Below are 22,471 nucleotides of genomic sequence, written 5' to 3'. Positions count from 1 at the left end.
CAAACTCCTTTTATCTATTTAATTCGTCACAGCAACTTTTGCTGCACGTAAAATGCGGTCATGAATCATATAACCTTCTTCAAAAACTTCTGCAATCACTCCAGAATCTTGTCCTTCTTTCGCTGCAACCATTGTATAGGCTTCATGAAAATTAGGATCAAAGGGTTCATTTAAACAGTCCATTTTTTTAACGCCTTGTGAATCTAGTGCCGTTAAAAAACCAGTACGTACCATTTCTATTCCATCTTTGAGTGCCTGACCTGACTCATCATCGACTTCTATCTCCAATGCGCGATTTAAATTATCCATAACAGGTAATATTGCCGAAGCCAGATCTTGGCTACGATATTTTGCATATTGTTCGCGCTCTTTTTGATTGCGCTTTATAATATTTTGAATTTCTGCTTGCAAACGCAAATTCTGATCTTCTAAATCATCAATTTTTTGTTCTAATTGTTCCAACTCATTCGTAACAATTTCCTCTTGCGGCGTTTGCTCGTTAGAAGCTTCAAGTTCATTATCTTTTACTCGCTCCTCAGATTCATCATGCTTTGGATTGATTTTCTTTTCAGACAATTTAATCCCTCACTTCTATTCACTATTTTTATGTTTTATATCGATCATCTTCATTAAAATAATCATTCATTAATTTTGCTTTTAATTCATCTTTTAAATAATTCATCATGCCAAGTGTCAGATCATAACTCATACGCGTCGGACCTAATATGGCAATCAGCCCTGTGCGATTTTCTTCTAAGTTATATGAAGTCGTCATCATCGACAGATCATCATATAATCGCGAAGAGAGCTCTGCACCAATCTGAATATTGACTTCCTGTTGGCGATCAAAAGGAAGCAGCAGTGACTTCAAACCACTCTCATTCTCAAGCAAACCATAAATATCCTTCACTTTTGCAGCATCAATTTCTTCCATAAAATCGAGAATATTACCTTTACCAGATATATAAATCTGATCATCTTCTTGCTTGTTCAATAAATATTTAATGACCGCAAATAATTTATTCTCATACTGTTTAGAAAATATCTTATCCAAAACTAGCGGAACTTCATGCTGCAGCTTGTTATATATTTCCCGTAAAGGTCGGCCTAGTAATAACTTACGCAACACGTTAGTTACAACTTGTAAATCTTTTTTGCTGACAGAACTTGGCCAGCGGAAGAGATGGCTTTTCAAATCAACCTCATCAAATTCCATAATGAGTAAAAATTGCTCATTGCTAACGGCCAGTAGCTTTAAGTCCGTTAAGATATTATCTTGGGATTGGGGACCTAAGATAATTACTGTATAATTCGTCAAACTTGAAAGCAATGAAGCCGTCTGATCGAACAAATCATTCAATGAATGTGTTGACGTTTGAATAAATTGAGTAATTTGTTGCTTTTCAGAAAGACTCGGCGCTTTAGGATGCATTAAATTGGCCACATAAAAACGGAAACCTTCTATCGAAGGAATTCGTCCACTTGAACTATGCATCTTTTCAATTAAGCCTAAATCTTCTAAATGACTCATCTCATTTCGAATAGTTGCCGAACTCACAGATAGTTGCTCATCTTGCGCTAGTACTTTACTGCCTACTGGTTCGCCCGTTAATGTGTAGATTTCGATTATTTTTTGAAGAATGAATAATTGTCTTGCAGTAAGCATATCAATACTTCCTCTCATACTATAAGCCAATTATCTCCAACAAATTAGCACTCAAATAATTTGAGTGCTAATTACAGTATTAATTTAACATGATTCATTAGCAGTGTCAATAGTTAGCTGCTAATTCATCTTATTTTTGAGCCATTTTTTTGAAAAAATTTCATCACATTCCAGCTGATGTATTAATTGATCAATTGATGCAAATTTTTGTTCTGGGCGAATATAATGGAGCCACTCTACTTCTACTTCTTCACCATAAATTTCATCTTTAAAATGGAATAAATGTACTTCAACTGTTTGAGAGTGATTAGGGCCAAATGTCACATTATAGCCAATTGATGCCATACCCTCATACCATATACCCTTTACTTTCATCCGTACGACATATACGCCCACTTCTGGAATCAGAGTATATGGATCCGACAAAATATTGGCCGTTGGGTAGCCGAGTTGTTTGCTACCACGATTTTTCCCATGGACTATTGTTCCAGATGTCTTATAGGGATAGCCCAGCGCTTCATTTGCGTCTTCTGGACGACCTTCTAATAAGTACTGACGAATAAGTGTAGAGCTCACATCTTTACCGTTTATAACTTGCTTTGGAACAGTCATAATCTCAAAGCGGTCCTGAGCATAATAAGCAAGATGTTCCATTGTAGCAATTTCTTTTTTTCCATAGGTGTAATCATATCCTGCAACAACTACCACACTATGCCAGTCAACAATATAGCGATCGACGAACTCTTGCGGTGTCTGATGGCCAAAGTCCGCAGTGAATTCCACTTCATATAGAATATCAATGCCAAGTTCAGCCATTTTTTCATATTTCAAATGTGGAGGAGTTAGCAAGGTCAGTTGACCATCTTCAAGTGGCTGATAGACCATTCGAGGTGGATGATTAAATGTCATTAGCGCAGCCTTAATACCTTTCTGGCGTGCAGTAGCAACTCCTTTAGCTATCACTGCTTGATGTCCGATATGAACACCATCAAAGTATCCTAAAATTAACACAATCGGCTCTTTTATTATTTGAGTAGGATCATAAGGATGTTTTAATTGAATTCGCTGCATTTATTCCACCTCTTGCGGGAAAACTTTTTTCGGCTTCATCCATTCCGGCCGACTCGGATGTTCAATATAAATTGCTGCCACATGCTGTGCATATGTCATCACTAATGGAAATGTTTTTTTACCAAAATAATCAATTGGCAGCACACTTCCATTTTTCACTTTAGAAAACGCTTCGTCCGTTAACTCAACTTGATCAAAACGATTCAATACTTTCTTTAAAGGTATAAAATATTGATGAACTGCTTCCATTCCTTGTTGTTGAATAATTTTTTCTAATTCTTCCAATGTAAGGGTTTGTGCCTGTGTAATATGTGAGGCAACTGTTCGCGTTAATTGGGACATATGAGCAGGATAACCTAACTTATCTCCCAAGTCTACTGCAAGGGTTCGTATATATGTCCCTTTTCCACATGACACATCAAATTGAAAACAAAGCGTATCAGAAGTTGGTCTGCTAATATCACTCGTTCGCTTAAATGAAAAAATGTCAACAAAACGGACGGGACGTTCAACAGGAATATTATGGCGAGCATATTCATATAATCGCTTGCCATTCACTCGAACAGCTGAATAAAGTGGCGGTGTCTGTGCTACATTCCCGATAAATGTCTGCATTGCTTGATCAATGGACGCTTCATTCACTTCTTTACCGACCGCTTTTCTTTCGACAATCTCGCCGCTGCTATCTTCCGTAGTGGTCGAAAAGCCAAGCGTTATCTCTCCTGAATAGCCTTTATTACCATCTAAAATAAATTCCAACGCTCTAGTTGAGGCACCCACTGCAATCAGTAACACGCCTTCAACATCAGGATCTAATGTTCCTCCATGTCCAACTTTTTTAGTATGAAATAAATGGCGTACTTTATTCACTACATCGTGGCTCGTCATTCCTTTAACTTTCCAAATTGGTAAAATTCCGTCCATACTTTCACTTCATTTCTGTATACTTCTTGTTTATTCTACCATAGTTCTTATGAATTCCCTTTGAATTTCTATCAAAAAAAGGAAGCCACAATGACTTCCTTTTATTATATTATTCATTTTCACTATGTAGTTGTTTGAGTAGTTGATCAATTCGATTGCCATACTCAAGCGACTCATCTCTGCGGAATAACAATTCTGGTGTATGATAGGTTGTCAAGTATTGCCCTAATTCCTTACGAATTAAGCCACTTGCTTGTTCTAGACCTTCTTGTGTTGCAGCTTTTTTCTTATCGCTATCGTCCAATGTACTATAAAAAACTTTTGCTTGTTGTAAGTCTCCTGTAACTTCTACATCTGTCAGTGTAACACCTTCTACACGTGGATCACGCACATTTTCATTTAAGATTTGTGTCACACGTTTCAAAATTTCTTGTGCAATTCTTCCTTGGCGATGGTTAGACATTTAATCACCTATTCCTATGTTATTGTCTTACAATTTCGACCATTTCATATGCTTCAATCTGGTCATCTACTTTTATATCATTATACCCTTCTATTGTAAGTCCACACTCGTAGCCATTAGAAACTTCACTGGCATCATTTTCAAAGCGTTTCAAACTGCCTAATTCACCCTCATAAATCACGATACCATTACGAATAAGGCGAACGGAGCTATTTCTGCGAATTACGCCATCATTTACATAGCAGCCCGCAATGGTTCCTAATTTCGAAACTTTATATGTTTCACGAACCGTTAAAGTTCCGATAACTTTTTCTTCATATTCTGGATCAAGCATGCCTTTCATAGCGGACTCGATTTGATCAATTGCATCATAGATAACACGATATGTACGAATTTCTACTTGCTCTTGTTCTGCAGCATCTTTTGCGATAGTCGTTGGACGAACGTTAAAACCTATGATGATACCATTGCTTGCACTTGCTAAAGTTACATCACTTTCGTTAATAGCGCCAACTCCTGTGTGAACAATATTCACTTTAACGCCCTCAACATCAATTTTTTGGAGCGAGCTGGCTAATGCCTCGGTAGAACCTTGAACATCTGCTTTTATGATGACATTAACTTCTTTCAGTTCGCCTTCTTCCAAACTTTCAAATAAGTTTTCAAGCGTAACTTTATTTGTATTCTTACGCATGGATTCAATCTCTTGCGTGGCACGTGCTTCACCAATTTGTCGTGCAGTTCGTTCATCTTCAAATACAACAAAACGATCTCCCGCTTGTGGCGTTTCGCTGAGCCCAGTAATTTCTACAGGAGTTGATGGTCCTGCATCTTTGATTCGGCGGCCTTTGTCATCAGTCATCGTACGCACTCGGCCAAATGCCGTCCCTACAACAATCGGATCCCCTTGGTGTAGCGTTCCTTGCTGGACAAGAACCGTTGCAATAGGGCCTTTCGCTTTATCTAATCTTGCTTCAAGAACAGTTCCTAATGCAAGACGTGATGGATCAGCTTTTAGCTCAGAAACTTCTGCCACCAAAATAATCATCTCGAGCAACTCTTCAATATTTTGATTAAATTTAGCAGATATTTCTACAAAAATGGTGTCCCCACCCCACTCTTCAGGAACAAGATTATATTCCATTAATTCTTGTTTTACCCGATCTGGATTGGCAGCTGGCTTATCAATTTTATTTACTGCTACAATTATCGGAACGTTTGCAGCTTTCGCATGGTTAATGGCTTCAACTGTCTGTGGCATGACACCATCATCAGCAGCAACAACAATAATAACGATATCCGTCACATCTGCTCCACGCGCACGCATTGTAGTAAATGCAGCATGCCCTGGGGTATCTAAGAATGTAATCGTTTCACCATGAACATTTAATTGGTATGCTCCAATATGTTGCGTAATTCCACCTGCTTCACCTTCCGCTACACTACTCTCGCGCAATGTATCAAGCAAGGTCGTTTTACCATGATCGACATGTCCCATAATTGTCACTGTTGCTGGACGCGACACTAATTTATCTTCGTCAACTTCTTGATCAAAATATGTATCGAAATCTGTCACATCTACTTCAACTTTTTCAATCGGCTCAATGCCATAATCTAGCAATAATAATTCAATTGCATCTTTTGAAAGTGAGTCATTTTGAGTAGCCATTACGCCAGATAAAAATAATTTCTTGACAAGTTCCGCTGGTTCACGATGAATTTTTTTAGATAATTCCGCTATATTCATTCCTTCTGTGTATTCAACAGATGTTGGTAGTGGTTTATCTTTTCTCGGAGTAGCTGGTGCTGGTCTTCCTTGATTTTTATTTCGTTTATTTTTGCGGCGATTTCCTGCTGGTCCACCATTAATACCACGAAATTGTCTGGATTGTTTTTTACTTTGGTTTTGTTTTTGGCGATCTTTTTTCAACTCTTGTCTTTCCTGCTCATTTGTCGTTCTCTTCGGATGCTGATTTTCTTTTTTCGACTTAGCCGATTCTTGTTTTTGTTTTGAACGATTATCATGAGGTTGCTTGGTAGATTTTTTATTTGCTTTTTTATTTCCCTTAGACATTTTATTCTTTTGGTTATGTTCTTCTTTAGGACGATTTGCTTTTGAGCGATTATCTTTTGAGATATTCTTTTTCTCAGCCTTCATTTCAGATTTGTTCTGAAAAGCTTGGCGTACTTTAATCATTTCATCATCTTCCATAGAAGACATGTGTGATTTAAATTGAATGCCCAATTCTTTTGCTTTTTTTAGGACATCTTTACTTTCAATATTGAGTTCTCTTGCAAATTCATAGACGCGTTTTTTGCTCATTGAATCACCTTTCTTTCACATCTGCAATTTTTTAAAGGATCTAGCAAATCCATCATCTGTGAATGCACATACCATCCTTTCCTTCCCAATGGCCCGACTTATATCGCATTGGGTAAAATGAATATAATAAGGAATCTTGTAATATTCACATTTATTTAAAAATTGCTTTCTCGTATTCTGACTGGCATCGGATGCAATGATTACTAATTTTGCTTTGCCACTTCGAATGGCTTCCAATACTACGGCACTTCCCGTTGTAAGTGCTCTTGCTCTCATTGCCAGTCCCAACAAATTTAATGCTTTTTGTTTATTTTTCATTTTGTCTCAATAATTCTCTTCTAGCGATTTGATAGTCAATATAATCAATCAATTCGTCATAAAATTCTTCTGTCACTTTTGCATTGAGTGCTTGCGCTAATGCATTTTTTTGTTTAGCTATTTTCGCTACTTCAACATCTAAACTCACATAAGCACCTCGACCATTTTTCTTACCCGTTGGATCAATTGACACACTTTGATCTGAATTTCTAACAATTCTCACTAACTCTTTTTTACTCTTGCGTTCAAAAGTCACGACACATTTTCTTAAAGGTTCTTTTTTCTTCATCGCAAAGTACCTCTATTCTTCTAATTCGTCATCCGTTTTATCTTGAATTGTCTCAAAAAAGTCTTTTGGCTCTTCTTGATCCTCTTCACCGAAATCGAAATCTGCAAGTGCTTCAAAAAATGGTGATATTTCTTCTGATGTATCAGCTGACATTTCTTCAATGACTACATCACTTTCTGAAAGTGGTTGGATATCAATTTTATAATCCGTTAATTTTGCCGCTAAGCGAACATTTTGTCCGCGACGTCCAATCGCAAGTGATAATTGATTGTCAGGAACTACGACTGTACATACTCTTTCTTCATGCTCATCGAATGTTACAGCTAAAACTTCTGCTGGATTTAGTGCATTTTTGATGAATATGGCGGGATCTTTGTCCCATTGTACGATGTCGATATTCTCACCATGAAGCTCATTTACAATTTGTTGTACGCGAGCACCCCGCGGTCCAACACAGGTACCTACTGGATCTACGTTAGCATCGTGAGCTGTCACCGCTAATTTAGAACGATCCCCTGCCTCTCGGGCAATAGAAACAATTTCAACAATACCTTCATAAATCTCAGGAACCTCTTGTTCAAATAGTCGTTTGATCAGCCCGGGATTAGTTCGGGAGACGAATATTTGTGGTCCGCGCATGGAATCTTCAACTTTACTAACGTAGACTTTAATGCGGTCATGAATATGATATTCTTCACCTGGCATTTGATCTCGGACAGACATTACCGCTTCAATTTTTCCAATATTTACATAGACAAATCGGCTGTCTATTCTTTCAACAGTACCATTAAGAAGTTCTCCTTCATATTCAATATATTCGTTATAGATCACATTTCTTTCTGCTTCACGTAATCTTTGCGTAATCACTTGCTTAGCTGTTTGTGCAGCAATTCGTCCAAATTGTTTAGGTGTAACTTCAAAACGAATAATATCTCCTGGTTCATAGGCACGATTCATTTCTTTTGCTTCTGCTAAAGATATTTCCAGTTGTGAATCCGTTACTTCTTCAACAACTTCTTTTAATTGATAAACTGCATATTCCCCTTTCGTTTCATCCAAAACGATTTCAACATTTTGGCTAGTGCCATAGTGTTTTTTATATGCAGATACTAGTGCGGCTTCTAAAGCTTCTTTTATAATTTCAATAGAAACACCTTTTTCTTGATTTAAAGCTTCGAACGCTTTCACTAAATTTTCGTTCATTCTTTGATACTCCTTGTTCTAAAATTTAATCGCTAGACGTGCTTTTGAAATTAATTTTCTTGGAATAGAAATTTCTTTTACTCGTGTTTTGTCTTGATAGCTGATTGTTAATGTCTCTGCTTGCAATTCTTCTAAAATACCTTCGTATGTATTTTGACCTTCAACAGCTTGATACAATGAGATATGAATGTAACTGCCAACTGCTTCGCGTAACTGCTCATCCGTTTTTAAAGGACGTTCTGCACCAGGCGAAGACACTTCTAAAAAATAAGCGTGTGGAATGGGATCTGGTTCTTCTTTGTCTAAAGCTGCACTCACCACTTCGCTGAATTGTGTACAGTCATTCAAACTCACGCCACCTTTTTTATCTATATATATGCGCAAATACCAATGGCTCCCTTCCTTGACATATTCAATATCAAAGATCGAAAAATCAAAGTTATGCGTCAAAGATTCAACAATATTCTTTACACGCTCAACAGTATTCAAAACATCCACCTCCTATTAGATTTGCTCGATAAAAAGAGTGAGACACAATTTATGCGCTCACTCCTCACTACTTTATCCTTTGCTTACATATACTACCACATGTAGCGAATATTATCAAATACTTCTAGTTATTTTAAAATAAACTAAGTTGGTTTTCATCGGGAAGATCTCCCGTTACATTGTGACGGTCCAAATACTCAATAACAGATCGCGTTACACGTGTACGTTGCATTAAATCTTCTTTCGACAGAAATTCACCATCTTTACGTGCTTCAACTACCGATTCTGCAGCACTCGCTCCAAAAGATGGCACCGCTCTGAATGGAGCTAGCAATGTTTTATCATCTTTAATGAGAAAATGATTTGCATCCGAAGTATTTAAATCAACCATTTCAAATGAAAATCCTCTTTCCAGCATTTCATTGGCAATTTCGAGTACAACGAGAAGGTTTTTCTCTTTGGCAGATGCATCATTGCCTTTGTGGTAAATTTCTTGAATTAGATTCTTAACGGCTGCTTTTCCATTACACATCGCCTCTAGCTCAAAGTCATTTGCACGAACTGAAAAATAAGCTGCATAATAATAGAGTGGATAGTGAACTTTAAAATAGGCAACTCTAAGAGCCATAATAATATATGCTGCGGCATGCGCTTTTGGAAACATATATTTTATCTTTAAGCAAGAATCAATATACCATTGCGGAACATCATGGTCTTTCATAATTTGAATCCATTCATCCGAAAGGCCTTTTCCTTTACGAACACTTTCCATAATACGAAAAGCGACCACCTCTTCAATACCCGCCTGACTTAAATAAACCATAATATCATCGCGGCAGCCGATCACTTCGGACAATGGAATATTATATTCATCAATTAGCAATTCAGCATTTCCTAACCATACATCCGTTCCATGCGAAAGACCAGAAATCTGTAACAATTCCGCAAATGTAGTAGGCAATGTCTTCTCTAACATTGAGCGAACAAAGTTTGTTCCAAACTCAGGAATTCCTAAAGTCCCCGTCTTAGAATAAATCTGTTCTGGAGTGACACCTAGCACTTCTGTTCCTTGAAATAACTTCATTACATCTGGATCATTCAATGGAATCGACTGTGGGTCAATTCCTGATAAATCTTGCAATACACGGATCATTGTCGGATCATCATGTCCTAGAATATCAAGTTTCAGCACATTATTGTCAATTGAGTGGAAATCAAAGTGCGTTGTTCGCCAATCTGCAGTTTGATCATTTGCTGGATATTGGACTGGTGTGAAGTCATAGACTTCCATATCTTCAGGAATAACAATAATTCCACCAGGGTGTTGGCCTGTAGTTCTTCGTGCTCCTGACACTCCTTTGGTTAAGCGGTCAATTTCAGCCTTATTATAATTTTTATGTAAGTCACGCTCATAACCTTTTACATAGCCAAAAGCCGTCTTATCGGCAATCGTTCCAATTGTTCCAGCTTTATAAACATGATCTTCACCAAATAATACTTTTGTATATTCATGGGCTGCTGCTTGATATTCCCCAGAGAAATTCAAATCAATATCGGGAACTTTTTCCCCATTGAATCCTAAAAATGTTTCAAATGGGATATTTTGACCATCGCGTTCCAACTCTTTATCACAATTTGGACATTTTTTAACAGGCAAATCAAAACCTGATCCGATTGAGCCGTCATTATAAAATTCAGAATAGTTACACGATGCGCAATGATAGTGCGGCGGTAGAGGATTCACTTCAGTAATTCCTGTCAAATTTGCTACAAAACTTGAACCGACAGACCCTCTGGAACCTACTAGATAACCATTTTCCATACTTTTATCCACTAATTTTTGGGCAATTAAATAAATAACTGCAAATCCATTCCCGATAATACTCGTTAATTCTTTGTCAATTCTTTTTTGAATAATTTCTGGTAAAGGATCGCCATATCGTCTTTTAGCTTCAGCATATGTTAGTTGCGTTATTTCTTCTTCAGCATTTGGCATTTTAGGTGTATATAGTTTAGACTTCACTGGAACAATGCCCTCATCTACGCGATCTGCAATATGTTGCGAATTCACAACAACAACTTCATAAGCTTTGTCATGACCTAAAAAAGAAAATTCATTTAGCATTTCTTCAGTCGTTTTAAAATCTAAATCAGGATAAACAATGTGCTTATCACCTGTTTGATGCAAAGTCGTTAAAATGATTTCACGATAAATTTTATCTTTTTCATCAAGATAGTGAACGTTGCCCGTTGCAACTGTTGGAATTTCTAGTTCTTCTCCTAAATGAACGATATTTTTAATAATGTCTTCCAAATCTGCTTCGTTACGAATTAACTCATTGGCAATAAGATTTTTATAGCTTCCTTTAGGCATAATTTCTAAATAGTCATAATTTTTTGCCACTCTTTTGGCTTCGTCATAACCCTTTTGCATCATTGCTTCAAAAACTTCACCTTCAGCACAAGCACTTCCTACTAGCAAGCCGTCACGAAACTTGTGAAAGACGGAGCGCGGAATACGCGGTACACGATAAAAATAATCAACATAAGAAGCTGACACTAATTTAAATAAATTTTTCAATCCTTTTTGTGTGTGAACAAGCAGTGTTGCATGATATGGACGACTTCTTTTATATGCATCACCTTCACCAATGTAATCATTCAATTGATTTAAATTTACAATATTAAAATCAGCTGCTGCTTCTTTTAAAAAGATATCCAATAATCGTCCTGTAGTTTCTGCATCATAAATTGCGCGGTGATGTTGTTCTAAATAGACATCATAACGCTTGGCCAAAGTATTTAAACGATGACTTTTAATATCTGGATGAAGCATACGTGAAAGAGCCAGAGTATCAATTACTGGTTCTGTTACTTCGTCAATCTTATATTTAGCATAGCCCGCATTCAAAAAGCCGATATCAAAACTAGCATTGTGTGCCACGATAATCGTATCTTTTGTAAAATCTTTAAACTCTTTTAACACTTGTTCTTCCGATTTTTCAGCATTTTGTACCATTTCATTCGTGATATTAGTTAAATTAATAGTAGTTTCTGAAAGTGGATGCCCTGGATCTATGAATTCTTGAAATGACTCGATAACATTTCCTTTGTACATTTTGACACCAGCTAATTCAATAATAGAATCATAGATTGCTGACAGTCCTGTCGTTTCCACGTCAAAAACAACATAGGTTGCTTCACTTAAATTCATATCGCTCAAATGATATGCAACAGGCTCGCCATCATCAACGAGGTATGCTTCCATACCATAGATGACTTTGATATCTTTTCCTTGTGCTGCTTTATAAGCTTCTGGGAAAGCATATACAGCTCCATGATCTGTAATAGCAACGGCTTTATGTCCCCATTTTGATGCACGATTGACCAAATCTGTTGCACTATTTGTTGCATCCATTTGACTCATTTGCGTGTGTGCATGAAGCTCGACGCGCTTATTCTTAGCATGATCCATTTTCTCTTCGACTTGCACTTCTTCAATATTGCTTGCTAAGAGGACAAGATCATTCAAGTAATTGTCTTCTTGCACATTTCCTTGAACTTTTAACCATATTCCTGGTTTAATTTTTTCGAAAATGGCTTCCTCTTCTTCATTGTTGGAAAATCTTTTGCAAGTGAAGCTTGATGTATAGTCAGTGATTTTAAATGTAAGAATTTGACGCCCTGACCGTAAATTACGAACTTCTGTATCAAAGACATATCCCTGCAGTACAACGTTTCGTTCCTCTTCAAGTAGATCTTTCATTTGCCAAATGTTTTGATGGCTACTTATATTTCGGCCGAGCTGAATTTTGCCAGTGTAAGAACGTTCATTTTTGTTTTTTTCTTGATTTTTTTGTTCTTTTTCGTGAGCTTTTGTTAATTTCTCATGCTTGATGGACAATTCTTCTGCCACTTGCTGGTTTTCTTGAGCCGTTTTTTCAATAAATGATTGAATGGACTCTTCCGAAGCATGTTCATCAATCGTTGCTATAATTTTTAAATGCGGTGGAAAACCAACTTTTATATATTCTTTTGCTAAAATTGGTAAAAATTCATCCGAAAATTTATTAGCGAGCACCTGATGTTCAATTTTAAAATAAATTGACTGATCTTTCATATAAGGAAAATTACGTGCAAAAGCATCATTGCACAGTGGCGAATCTATCTGACTTTTTTGACAGATATATGGCCAATATTCCACTAATGTTTTTTGATTTATAATAGGTTGCACTGTATGGAGGACTAGCTCAATCTCTGCAATCTGTTGAAAGCTATAAACCAAGCGCTGATAAAATTCATCAAATATTGGAAAAGGTAAAATATCTTTTACCTTGATCTGAAAAATCCACTTTTTCTGTTTAGGATAGACATCGACCGACTGAACTTCAGCCCCTTGAAATACCTCAGATGCTAAATCTGTCAGCGGAAATTTAATTTGTTCAAGTAAAAGTTTGAAGCGGCCATGTGCTGTGTCCGACATTTCAATCCCTCTTTTCTAAAATAGATAAATAAAAGAGAGTTTGGAAACTCTCTTTTAAATTTATATTAATCGCGTGACGTTAAAATAGAAATTGTATCCAAGATATCTTCTTTTTTCGTTTCAACCATTTCACCAGTTTTTCGAATGGTTACTTCTACAATTCCTTCACTTGCTTTTTTACCGATTGTAATTTGGAGAGGAATTCCGAATAATTCCGCATCATTAAATTTTACACCTGCACGTTCATTTCGATCATCCAAAAGCACATCATAGCCTCTAGCTTCAAATAATTCAACAAGTTCTGAAGCAAGTTGTGCTTGATCCTCATTTTTCAGTTGAATTGGAATAATATGAATATCAAATGGTGCAATGCTTGTAGGCCATACAATACCTTGATCATCTGCATTCTGTTCAACGACACTTGACAATAAGCGGCTAATTCCAATTCCGTAAGAACCCATAATAATTGGAATATTGCGACCATTCTTATCTAACACTGTAGCATTCATCGACTCGCTATAACGGGTGCCAAGTTTGAAGATATGTCCAACTTCAATTCCTTTGGAAAATTTCAAAACACCTTCGCCATCAGGGGATTCATCACCTTCTTGTACCATGCGAATATCTGCATATTTTTCTGGTTCAAAATCTTTTCCTGGATTAACATTTATATAATGATGATCTTTCTGGTTGGCACCGCATACTGCGTCGACCATATTTTGAACATATAAGTCTGCAACAACAGCCACCGCTTCTGGTACATCTACTGGTCCGACAAATCCTGCAGGAAGGTCGTCAAATAACTCTTTAATTTGTTCATCTGTGGCAGGAGCAATTTCTTGTGCATTGACAGCCATTCTTACTTTTATCTCATTAACTTCATGATCGCCTCGAACGATAGCCATCACTGGTGTTTGCTCATCAGCAACGAATAATACTGCCTTCAGCAATTGACGAGTAGGTACATTTAAATAATTTGCCACTTCCTCAATTGTTTTCATATCAGGTGTGTGAGAAAGTTCTTTATCATGTTTGATGGCTGTATTTGTTTTCTTGCGAAATTTGCTTGTTGCCATTTCTAAATTTGCTACATAGTCACTTTCTGTTGAATAGACAATCGTATCTTCGCCGATACTGCTAAGTGCCATAAATTCTTGCGATTCGCGACCGCCCATTGCGCCAGCATCAGCTGTTACAACTTGAAAATTAAGCCCCACTCTTTCAAATATATTCTTATATGCATTACGAATTTGAACATACATTTCATTCAATGACTCTTCTGAATCATGAAAGGTATATGCATCTTTCATAATAAATTCTCTACAGCGAAGCAAACCAAAACGCGGTCTTTTTTCATCGCGATATTTTGTTTGAATTTGATACAGATGTAAAGGAAGTTGTTTGTATGAACGAATTTCATCACGAATTAATTTAGTAAAAGTTTCTTCGTGCGTTGGTCCTAATATAAAATCGCGTTGGTTGCGATCTTCCATCTTCATCATCTCTGGACCATATGTGCTGAAACGGCCAGATTCTTTCCATAAATCTGCTGGAACTAGAGTTGGAAGAAGCATTTCTACTCCACCTATTGCATCTAATTCTTCACGCACAATTTGTTCTATTTTTTTTATGACTCGAAAAGCTAATGGTAAATAAGTGTAGACACCTGAAGAAATTTGGCGAATATATCCAGCACGAAGCATCAGTTGATGACTGATTACTTCCGCATCATTTGGAGTTTCTCTAAGTGTTGGTGCAAATAATTGAGATTGCTTCATTATGTTGATTCCCTTCTAATTCAAAAATAATCGGCTAATATCTTGCCATGTGACGATGAGCATTAATATTAAAATACATACTACACCAATCAAAGTAATCATATATTCTTTATCTTTGCTTATTGGTTTTTTGCGGATAGCTTCAAATAGAAGTAAAAATATCTTACCCCCATCAAGTCCTGGAATAGGAAGTAAATTCATTGTTCCTAAGTTTACACTCAAAAATCCTAAAAAGCTGAGAACTCCTATAAATCCAGTAGAATGTGTCACTTCTCCAGTAGCTTGGAAAATTGCGATTGGTCCACCTAATTGATCAAGTCCTAATGAACCCGTCAGCATTGAATAAATCACTGTAAATACTGAAGCAATAATTCCCCAAGTTTGTTTTAAGCCATAAGTAATTTTTGCTCCAAAGCTTTTATCAAAAAATATATGAATACCAATTTGACCATGGGAAGTACCATCTTCATTTTCAATTAATTTTGGGGTTATAGTAACCGATTCAACTGATCCATCTTTCTTTTCAACTTTCATTGTTGTTTCTATATTTCCGCGGTCAGATAAGATACTTACCATTTCATTCCATGATGAAACTTTTTGATCTTCAATTGCAACAATCTGATCGCCTTCTTCAAGTTGTGCTTGTGCAGCAGGACTATCAGGAACAACTTCTCCCACCACCGCTGAATTCGAAGGAATTCCCGGTAGGAAAAAAGCAATTCCTGTAAAAACGATGATCGCCAGTAAAAAGTTAAAAAGCGGTCCTGCCAAGTTAATCAAAAAGCGATTCAATAAATGGGCAGAAGAATACTTACGCGCTTCAGGAACAATCTGAATTTTTTTGTTATCTTCCGTTATGATATATGATTCTTTCACAATTGGAAGCGATTGTAGCACATCATTTTCTGGCCAAAAACCACGAATACGTCCATGCTCTAACTGAATATCTTTCAAATAAAAGGGTAGCAATGTTAAAGAAGCATTGTCCGTCAAGTGAATCATTGTAATCACTTGCTCTTCATTCACCTCTAAATAGATGAACTGGTTTTCTTCTAGGTAGTCCTCTTCATCATCGCCCGCCATCATCACGTAGCCACCCAAAGGTAACATTCGCAATGTATATAATGTTTCACCATATTTCGTTTGATAAAGTTTCGGGCCGAAGCCAATCGCAAATTCGCGAACGAATACACCTGCACGTTTTGCGAAAAGAAAATGGCCCAACTCATGAATAAATACTAATACTCCAAAAATGAGTATAAAGCTAATAATTGTTTTTAACATAAGGTCTCCTTACAAACCATAAATCCATAGTACACTGAGTCCAAATAAAAAGCTGTCAAACCGGTCCAATAATCCGCCATGACCTGGTAAAAGTTTTCCCGTATCTTTGATGCCAAAATAACGTTTCACGCAACTCAAAATCAAATCTCCCAATTGGCCAACAATTGAAAGAAGCACACTCATTAACACAAGTGAAAATGACACATCTGGTAACGGATAAAAGCGAGAAAAAAGTAGACTTAATGCTGTGCCAAAGACTATTCCTCCAATTGCTCCTTCAATTGTTTTATTCGGAGAAATCTCGGGCGCCAACTTATTCTTGCCAATAGTCCGCCCAACAAAATATGCTCCTGTATCCGTCATCGTAATGGCTACTATAACATATAAAATCAGTGGCAGGCTGATCTCTCGAATCATAGTGGCACTCATTGTTCCAAGTCCAATATATAATGCCCCAATAAAACTATATCCAGCATCTTTCACATGAAATGACCGCGACCAGACTGTTTCTGTCAAGAATATAATCATTATAACAAATACTAATTGTACTAAATTAATTGATAGTGAGAAAATTGATAAAATTGTTTGGAAATGAATCATCATAAGTACACTCACGAAAGAAAGTATCGTGTCAAAATTATAAATTTTTCTCTGATTCATCCGTTGCCATTCATAAACAGAGCCAAGACCGATAAGAGAAATGAGCACATCCCAAAAAATCCCACCAACTATTATGGCAGGAACTAAAACAAAAACTAAAATCAATGCAGTGATTATTCGCTGCTTCATGATCTATTCCTTCTCCTTCTTATCGCTTACGCCTCCGAAACGACGATTTCTTTTTTGATATGCTGCAATTGCATCGAAAAACATCTCAGTTGTAAAATCTGGCCAATAAACATCCGAGAAATAAAACTCGCTATAGGCATTTTGCCATAATAAGAAGTTACTTAAGCGCTCTTCATGACTTGTACGAATTAGATAATCCACATCATCAAAAGGCATGAGGGGCGCTGTCAACAAATGCGTGCGAATGGTTTCTTCATTAATTGATTCTACTTGTAATGTTCCCACACTTACTTTTTTAGCAATTTCTTGAACAGCATGCACAATTTCCGCGCGACTGCCATAGTTAAATGCAAAATTAAGTTGCAATCCTTTGCAGTGCATCGTTCTTTTTTCGGCTTGTTTGATAACTGATTGGGTAAGTGGTGGCACTTTTTCTTCAAAGCCAATCACTCGTACTTTAATGTCATGTTCAATTAATTCAGGTAAAAATTTATTGAAAAATAATTCGGGTAGCTGCATTAAATATTTTACTTCTGCTAATGATCGTTTCCAATTTTCAGTAGAAAAAGCATATAAAGTTAAAGCTTTCACCCCGATTTCGTTGGCAGCAAGTGCAATTTTTCGGATGACTTCAACGCCCTCTTTATGTCCTGCTGAACGTGGTAAATTTCGCGCTTGTGCCCAGCGACCATTTCCATCCATAATAATTGCAACATGGTTTGGAATAGAATTTAAATCAATTTTTTGTCCCATAGCATGGCTCCTTCACATATTACCGAATTATTATAACATATCCACAAAAAACTTACATACCTTCCCATTCATGATTATTATCGCTTATCAAAAAAAGGAATGCAAAAGCATTCCTTTTTTCTTTATATTATTTATTTGGAATATTTTAATTGCCCATCTAAATAAGTAGCTTTTAAATTAGCATGCTCATCAATGACAATGAAGTCTGCAGCATACCCTGGTGCAATTCTACCGCATAAGTCATCAATTCCGATTGACTTAGCTGCATTCAAACTTGCCATACGAATGGCATCGGACAAACTCGTTAATTTCCACTCTACAAGATTATGAACCCCTTGAATTAACTCTAAAATAGAACCTGCTAAATTCCCTGATCCTGCTAAGCGTGCAGTGCCATTTTCAACAATAACATCAAATTCTCCTAATTTAGAATATCCTTCTTCAATTCCGCCTGCTCGCATACAATCGGTTACTAAAATAGTTTCATCTTTGCGACATTTTATAATAATTTTAATTGCTGCTGGATGAACATGATGTCCATCACTGATCACTTCAGCAAATACATTATCTAATGACAGAGCCGCCCCTACCATTCCTGGCTGACGATGGTGTAAACCGCTCATACCATTATAAGTATGGACAAAGATATTTGCGCCAGCATCCACTGCTTTTTTCGCTTCTTCAAATGTTGCATCACTGTGAGCTAATGAAACATAGACACCTAATTCTTTTGCGGCTGGAATAAATGATGCCACATGCTGGCGCTCTGGTGCAATCGCTATTTTTTTAATGAGGCCTTGAGCGCTCTCTTGCCATTGCTTCAGCACTTCAATTGATGGGTCGCCCATATACTTTGGATTTTGTGCTCCTTTATATTTTTCTGTAAAAAATGGGCCTTCTAAAAATATCCCTTGTATTTTTGCACCTTGAACACTTGTGGCATTTTCTGCAACAATTTGACATGCTATATTAATATTTTCATGTGTGTCTGTTAATGTCGTAGGTAGCCAAGAAGTCACCCCGCATTCTAACAATCCTTCTGAAATAGTATGAATGCCTTCTGCTGATAGATCCATCACATCAAATCCATGATACCCATGAATATGAGTATCCACCAATCCTGGTGCTATAATATATTCCGAATAATCTATCACATTAGCATCAGTTGGAACACTTTGAACGATTTCACCAAATGTACCATCTGCATTTATTTCTAAAAAGGCATTGGAGACTTCATGGTCATCTAAAATGACAGATTTTGCTTTTATATAATTCATAGAAACCCTTCTTTCATTTGATATGCTTCATTTTTAGTATAGAACGTGCTCAAAATAAAAACAATGAAAACAAATAAAAAACGTCGAAGAAGCATCTTCGACGTTTTTAGCATTTTATTGGTCCATAATTTCTTTTTCTTTTTCATCTGCATGCTGATCAACTTCACCGACATATTTATCCGTTAAGTCTTGGATATCTTTTTCATATTGGCGTTGTTCATCTTGAGAAATATCGCCTGCTTTTTCAGCTTTTTTCACTTCATCAATAGCACTGCGACGAATATTGCGAATGGCAACTTTTGCATCTTCGGCCACTTCGCCTACTTGTTTAGCAATTTGACGACGGCGCTCTTCAGTAAGTGCAGGAATTACTAAACGAATCACATTACCATCATTGGCTGGTGGAATATCTAAGTCCGATTGATTAATTGCTTTTTCAATTTCACTTAAAGAACTCTTATCATAAGGGCTGATCATTAAGACGCGTGCTTCAGGCACAGTAATTTGGGCCATTTGATTCAAAGGAGTTTCAGCCCCATAATACATAACATTAATACGGTCAAGCAAGCTCGCATTGGCTCGGCCAGCACGTATGCCTCCTAATTCATGCAAGAGTGACTGAATTGACTGTTGCATGCGTTTTTCTGTATCTTTTAAATTTACATCCATTTCTAATCCTCCTAGTTAATTTCTGTTCCGATCGGTTCACCTAAAATGGCTTTTTTAATATTTCCAGGTTCATTCAAATTAAAGACAACCAATGGAATCTTATTATCCATACTCATTGTTGAAGCAGTCGTATCCATGACTTTTAATGATTTATTAATAATATCGAGATATGTCAAGCTATCATATTTGACTGCTTCTTTATTCTCACGAGGGTCATCTGAATAGACGCCATCAACGTTATTTTTAGCCATCAAAATAACATCTGCTCCAATTTCTGCAGCGCGCAATGCACTTGTTGTATCAGTAGAAAAATATGGGCTACCTGTCCCTCCTGTAAAGATAACAATACGTCCTTTTTCCAAGTGTCGAATTGCACGTCGACGAATATAAGGTTCAGCTACTTTTTGCATTTCAACAGCCGTTTGCACACGTGTTGGTACACCCAAATTTTCGAGAGCATCTTGAAGAGCCAAACCATTCATCACAGTTGCTAGCATTCCCATATAATCTGCTTGCGAACGGTCCATTCCTAACTCTTCGCCCGTCTGGCCACGCCAGATATTGCCGCCCCCTACAACGATAGAAAGTTCTATACCTAAATCGTGGACTTCTTTTAATTCTTCACTTAATGCTTTAATGACGGGAGGATGAATACCAAACCCCGTATTGCCCGCCAAGGCCTCTCCACTTAATTTCAAAACCACTCGATGATAACGTGGCTTGCCCATATTTAATCGCCTCCTAAAGTTCTTTACTTATTCTATCATATTTATATTTGACTTACACAACTTTTTCTAATAATCACCCACACATCTTTCAAAAAGATAACACATCATATTATTCCCCAAAACCTAGTCCTAGCTTGTCACTTATTATTCATTCATAAAATAATATAATAAAACCAATATTCATATATTGTGTTATATCTATTCCCTAATTTAGGCATAAAAAAAGACAAAAGCAAAAACTTTTGTCTTTCAAATTATTTTATTTATTTCATCTGGCTGGCAACTTCAGCTGCGAAATCTTCTTTACGTTTTTCAATACCTTCGCCAACTTCAAAGCGAACGAATTCTTTAATCGTTGCACCATTAGCTTTTGCATATTGACCGACTGATTGGTCATTATCTTTAACATAAGGTTGATCAACCAAACTAATTTCGCCTAGCCATTTGTGTAAACGACCTTGAACCATTTTTTCTACGATGTTTTCAGGTTTTCCTTCATTTTTCGCTTGTTCAATCAATACACTCATTTCATGTTCACGAATTTCAGCAGGAACTTGTTCGCGGTCCAAGTATTCAGGGTTAATTGCTGCAACGTGCATTGCAATATTACGTGCAACTTCTTCATTTCCGCCTTCTAATTTGACTAAGACAGAAATTCTTCCACCCATATGAATATATTCGCCAATCACTTCGCCTTCAGCAGCTTCTAATGTTTTGAAGCGGCGGAAAGTGATTTTTTCACCAATGGTACTCGTAGCACTTGCTACTGTGTCCGCAATTGATTTTCCATCAATTTCAAGCTGTTCTGCTTCTTCCATTGATGATGGATTATTTTCTAAAACGGCGGTTGCGATATTATGGACTAACGTTTGGAATTTTTCATTTTTAGCAACAAAGTCAGTTTCTGAGTTAACTTCTACAACTGTTGCAGCTGAATCATTTGCTACAACTTCAGTTAAACCTTCAGCAGCAATACGACCTTGTTTTTTAGTAGCTTTAGCCATTCCTTGTTCGCGGAGAAGATCGATAGCTTTATCCATATCTCCATCTGTTTCAACAAGTGCTTTTTTAGCATCCATCATACCTACGCCAGTTTTATCACGTAATTCTTTTACTTGAGCTGCTTTAATTTGTGCCAAAATAAATCCCCCTTAATATAATTTAAAATTTCAATTATTCTTCGTCGTTGTCGCCTTCCACTGCTTCGATCATTTCTTCAATTGATTCTGTTTTGGCTTCTTCTTCATAAGTTTCGCCTTGGCGTCCTTCAATATAAGCGTCTGCCATTACAGATGCAATCAATTTAATAGCACGAATTGCATCATCATTTGATGGAATAATATAATCAATATTATCTGGATCGCAGTTGGTATCTACCATTGCAATGACTGGAATATTTAATTTTTTCGCTTCACTAACAGCAATTGCTTCTTTACGAGGGTCTACAACAAACATCACATCTGGTTTTCCTGGCATATCTTTAATTCCGCCAAGTGTTTTTTCGAGTTTGTTACGTTCTTTCATTAGAAGGCTCACTTCATTTTTAGGTAGAACGTCAAATGTCCCATCTTCTTCCATTTTTTCTAATTCTTTTAAGTAGTCAATACGTTTTGAGATTGTGTCCCAGTTTGTTAAAGTTCCACCTAACCAGCGATGGTTTACAAAATGAACACCTGCACGCAATGCTTCTTCTTTAATTGAGTCTTGTGCTTGTTTTTTTGTTCCAATAAATAATACATGGCCATTATTTTGACCGACTTCACGAATCACTTCATAAGCATCTTCAATGAATTTAACGGTTTGTTGTAAATCAATAATATAAATACCGTTTCTTTCTGTGAAAATGTACGGTTTCATTTTTGGATTCCAACGACGTGTTTGGTGACCAAAATGAACTCCTGATTCTAAAAGTTGTTTCATTGTAACTACTGCCATTTCAATTCCTCCATTTGTTTATTCTTCCT

At 36.8% G+C, this 22,471-nt stretch carries 20 protein-coding genes; all 20 read right to left on the bottom strand.

Annotation, left to right across the window (positions count from 1 at the left end; genetic code table 11):
• Nucleotides 1–18: 18 nt before the first annotated feature.
• The 20 genes from grpE to rpsB all read right to left on the bottom strand — a co-directional run bounded on the left by grpE (nt 19) and on the right by rpsB (nt 22,442).
• Nucleotides 19–576 carry a nucleotide exchange factor GrpE gene (gene grpE, locus C231_RS0100510; protein WP_018658697.1) on the bottom strand — a complete coding sequence of 186 codons (558 nt, stop codon included), beginning with the start codon at nt 574–576 and terminating at the stop codon, nt 19–21.
• A 28-nt stretch (nt 577–604) separates the two neighbouring features.
• Nucleotides 605–1,666, bottom strand: coding sequence for a heat-inducible transcriptional repressor HrcA (hrcA, locus tag C231_RS0100505; protein WP_018658696.1), 1,062 nt, complete (start codon nt 1,664–1,666; stop codon nt 605–607).
• A gap of 120 nt (nt 1,667–1,786) precedes the next feature.
• On the bottom strand, nt 1,787–2,737 hold the full coding sequence (ribF, locus tag C231_RS0100500) for a riboflavin biosynthesis protein RibF (protein WP_018658695.1): 951 nt from the start codon (nt 2,735–2,737) through the stop codon (nt 1,787–1,789).
• Nucleotides 2,738–3,661: a tRNA pseudouridine(55) synthase TruB gene (gene truB, locus C231_RS0100495; RefSeq protein ID WP_018658694.1), complete on the bottom strand. Its 924-nt coding sequence runs from the start codon at nt 3,659–3,661 to the stop codon at nt 2,738–2,740.
• A 109-nt stretch (nt 3,662–3,770) separates the two neighbouring features.
• Entirely contained in the window at nt 3,771–4,124 is a 354-nt protein-coding gene (gene rbfA, locus C231_RS0100490) for a 30S ribosome-binding factor RbfA (RefSeq protein WP_018658693.1), read from the bottom strand.
• Nucleotides 4,125–4,143: 19 nt separating this feature from the next.
• Nucleotides 4,144–6,447, bottom strand: coding sequence for a translation initiation factor IF-2 (gene infB, locus C231_RS0100485; RefSeq protein ID WP_018658692.1), 2,304 nt, complete (start codon nt 6,445–6,447; stop codon nt 4,144–4,146).
• A gap of 15 nt (nt 6,448–6,462) precedes the next feature.
• A complete protein-coding gene (locus tag C231_RS0100480; protein WP_018658691.1) occupies nt 6,463–6,765 on the bottom strand; it encodes a L7Ae/L30e/S12e/Gadd45 family ribosomal protein in 303 nt (100 codons plus the stop codon).
• On the bottom strand, nt 6,755–7,054 hold the full coding sequence (gene rnpM, locus C231_RS0100475; RefSeq protein ID WP_018658690.1) for an RNase P modulator RnpM: 300 nt from the start codon (nt 7,052–7,054) through the stop codon (nt 6,755–6,757). The genes C231_RS0100480 and rnpM overlap by 11 nt, the downstream gene beginning before the upstream one ends.
• A gap of 12 nt (nt 7,055–7,066) precedes the next feature.
• Nucleotides 7,067–8,257, bottom strand: coding sequence for a transcription termination factor NusA (nusA, locus tag C231_RS0100470; RefSeq protein WP_018658689.1), 1,191 nt, complete (start codon nt 8,255–8,257; stop codon nt 7,067–7,069).
• A gap of 18 nt (nt 8,258–8,275) precedes the next feature.
• Nucleotides 8,276–8,746 (bottom strand): ribosome maturation factor RimP, encoded by a 471-nt coding sequence (gene rimP, locus C231_RS0100465; RefSeq protein WP_018658688.1) that lies wholly within the window; start codon nt 8,744–8,746, stop codon nt 8,276–8,278.
• Between the two features lie 133 nt (nt 8,747–8,879).
• Nucleotides 8,880–13,229 carry a PolC-type DNA polymerase III gene (locus C231_RS0100460; protein WP_018658687.1) on the bottom strand — a complete coding sequence of 1,450 codons (4,350 nt, stop codon included), beginning with the start codon at nt 13,227–13,229 and terminating at the stop codon, nt 8,880–8,882.
• A gap of 65 nt (nt 13,230–13,294) precedes the next feature.
• Nucleotides 13,295–15,007 (bottom strand): proline--tRNA ligase, encoded by a 1,713-nt coding sequence (locus C231_RS0100455; RefSeq protein WP_018658686.1) that lies wholly within the window; start codon nt 15,005–15,007, stop codon nt 13,295–13,297.
• 15 nt (nt 15,008–15,022) lie between these two features.
• Nucleotides 15,023–16,291 (bottom strand): RIP metalloprotease RseP, encoded by a 1,269-nt coding sequence (gene rseP, locus C231_RS0100450; protein ID WP_018658685.1) that lies wholly within the window; start codon nt 16,289–16,291, stop codon nt 15,023–15,025.
• Between the two features lie 9 nt (nt 16,292–16,300).
• Nucleotides 16,301–17,080: a phosphatidate cytidylyltransferase gene (locus C231_RS0100445; protein ID WP_018658684.1), complete on the bottom strand. Its 780-nt coding sequence runs from the start codon at nt 17,078–17,080 to the stop codon at nt 16,301–16,303.
• Nucleotides 17,081–17,083: 3 nt separating this feature from the next.
• Nucleotides 17,084–17,833, bottom strand: coding sequence for an undecaprenyl pyrophosphate synthase (locus C231_RS0100440; RefSeq protein ID WP_018658683.1), 750 nt, complete (start codon nt 17,831–17,833; stop codon nt 17,084–17,086).
• Nucleotides 17,834–17,964: 131 nt separating this feature from the next.
• Nucleotides 17,965–19,110, bottom strand: coding sequence for an N-acetylglucosamine-6-phosphate deacetylase (gene nagA, locus C231_RS0100435; protein ID WP_018658682.1), 1,146 nt, complete (start codon nt 19,108–19,110; stop codon nt 17,965–17,967).
• Nucleotides 19,111–19,224: 114 nt separating this feature from the next.
• The gene (gene frr, locus C231_RS0100430) at nt 19,225–19,779 is read right to left on the bottom strand and encodes a ribosome recycling factor (RefSeq protein WP_018658681.1); all 555 of its coding nucleotides are present in this window, start codon (nt 19,777–19,779) and stop codon (nt 19,225–19,227) included.
• An 11-nt stretch (nt 19,780–19,790) separates the two neighbouring features.
• A complete protein-coding gene (pyrH, locus tag C231_RS0100425; RefSeq protein ID WP_018658680.1) occupies nt 19,791–20,507 on the bottom strand; it encodes a UMP kinase in 717 nt (238 codons plus the stop codon).
• 263 nt (nt 20,508–20,770) lie between these two features.
• Nucleotides 20,771–21,646: a translation elongation factor Ts gene (gene tsf / locus C231_RS0100420; RefSeq protein WP_018658679.1), complete on the bottom strand. Its 876-nt coding sequence runs from the start codon at nt 21,644–21,646 to the stop codon at nt 20,771–20,773.
• 34 nt (nt 21,647–21,680) lie between these two features.
• The gene (rpsB, locus tag C231_RS0100415) at nt 21,681–22,442 is read right to left on the bottom strand and encodes a 30S ribosomal protein S2 (protein WP_018658678.1); all 762 of its coding nucleotides are present in this window, start codon (nt 22,440–22,442) and stop codon (nt 21,681–21,683) included.
• Nucleotides 22,443–22,471 lie beyond the last annotated feature (29 nt).

Origin of the sequence: Allofustis seminis DSM 15817 (genome assembly GCF_000374325.1) — a bacterium.
GTDB lineage: Bacteria > Bacillota > Bacilli > Lactobacillales > Carnobacteriaceae_A > Allofustis > Allofustis seminis.
Note: the sequence above shows the minus strand (reverse complement) of the source record. Positions and strands in the feature narration are given on the sequence as shown.

Bases quoted from the DNA above. Each gene is read 5' to 3' on its own strand.
- hrcA (WP_018658696.1), bottom strand. From the start codon at position 1,666: ATGCTTACTGCAAGACAATTATTCATTCTTCAAAAAATAATCGAAATC.
- ribF (WP_018658695.1), bottom strand. From the start codon at position 2,737: ATGCAGCGAATTCAATTAAAACATCCTTATGATCCTACTCAAATAATA.
- truB (WP_018658694.1), bottom strand. From the start codon at position 3,661: ATGGACGGAATTTTACCAATTTGGAAAGTTAAAGGAATGACGAGCCAC.
- rbfA (WP_018658693.1), bottom strand. From the start codon at position 4,124: ATGTCTAACCATCGCCAAGGAAGAATTGCACAAGAAATTTTGAAACGT.
- infB (WP_018658692.1), bottom strand. From the start codon at position 6,447: ATGAGCAAAAAACGCGTCTATGAATTTGCAAGAGAACTCAATATTGAA.
- C231_RS0100480 (WP_018658691.1), bottom strand. From the start codon at position 6,765: ATGAAAAATAAACAAAAAGCATTAAATTTGTTGGGACTGGCAATGAGA.
- rnpM (WP_018658690.1), bottom strand. From the start codon at position 7,054: ATGAAGAAAAAAGAACCTTTAAGAAAATGTGTCGTGACTTTTGAACGC.
- nusA (WP_018658689.1), bottom strand. From the start codon at position 8,257: ATGAACGAAAATTTAGTGAAAGCGTTCGAAGCTTTAAATCAAGAAAAA.
- C231_RS0100460 (WP_018658687.1), bottom strand. From the start codon at position 13,229: ATGTCGGACACAGCACATGGCCGCTTCAAACTTTTACTTGAACAAATT.
- C231_RS0100455 (WP_018658686.1), bottom strand. From the start codon at position 15,007: ATGAAGCAATCTCAATTATTTGCACCAACACTTAGAGAAACTCCAAAT.
- rseP (WP_018658685.1), bottom strand. From the start codon at position 16,291: ATGTTAAAAACAATTATTAGCTTTATACTCATTTTTGGAGTATTAGTA.
- C231_RS0100445 (WP_018658684.1), bottom strand. From the start codon at position 17,080: ATGAAGCAGCGAATAATCACTGCATTGATTTTAGTTTTTGTTTTAGTT.
- C231_RS0100440 (WP_018658683.1), bottom strand. From the start codon at position 17,833: ATGGGACAAAAAATTGATTTAAATTCTATTCCAAACCATGTTGCAATT.
- nagA (WP_018658682.1), bottom strand. From the start codon at position 19,110: ATGAATTATATAAAAGCAAAATCTGTCATTTTAGATGACCATGAAGTC.
- frr (WP_018658681.1), bottom strand. From the start codon at position 19,779: ATGGATGTAAATTTAAAAGATACAGAAAAACGCATGCAACAGTCAATT.
- pyrH (WP_018658680.1), bottom strand. From the start codon at position 20,507: ATGGGCAAGCCACGTTATCATCGAGTGGTTTTGAAATTAAGTGGAGAG.
- rpsB (WP_018658678.1), bottom strand. From the start codon at position 22,442: ATGGCAGTAGTTACAATGAAACAACTTTTAGAATCAGGAGTTCATTTT.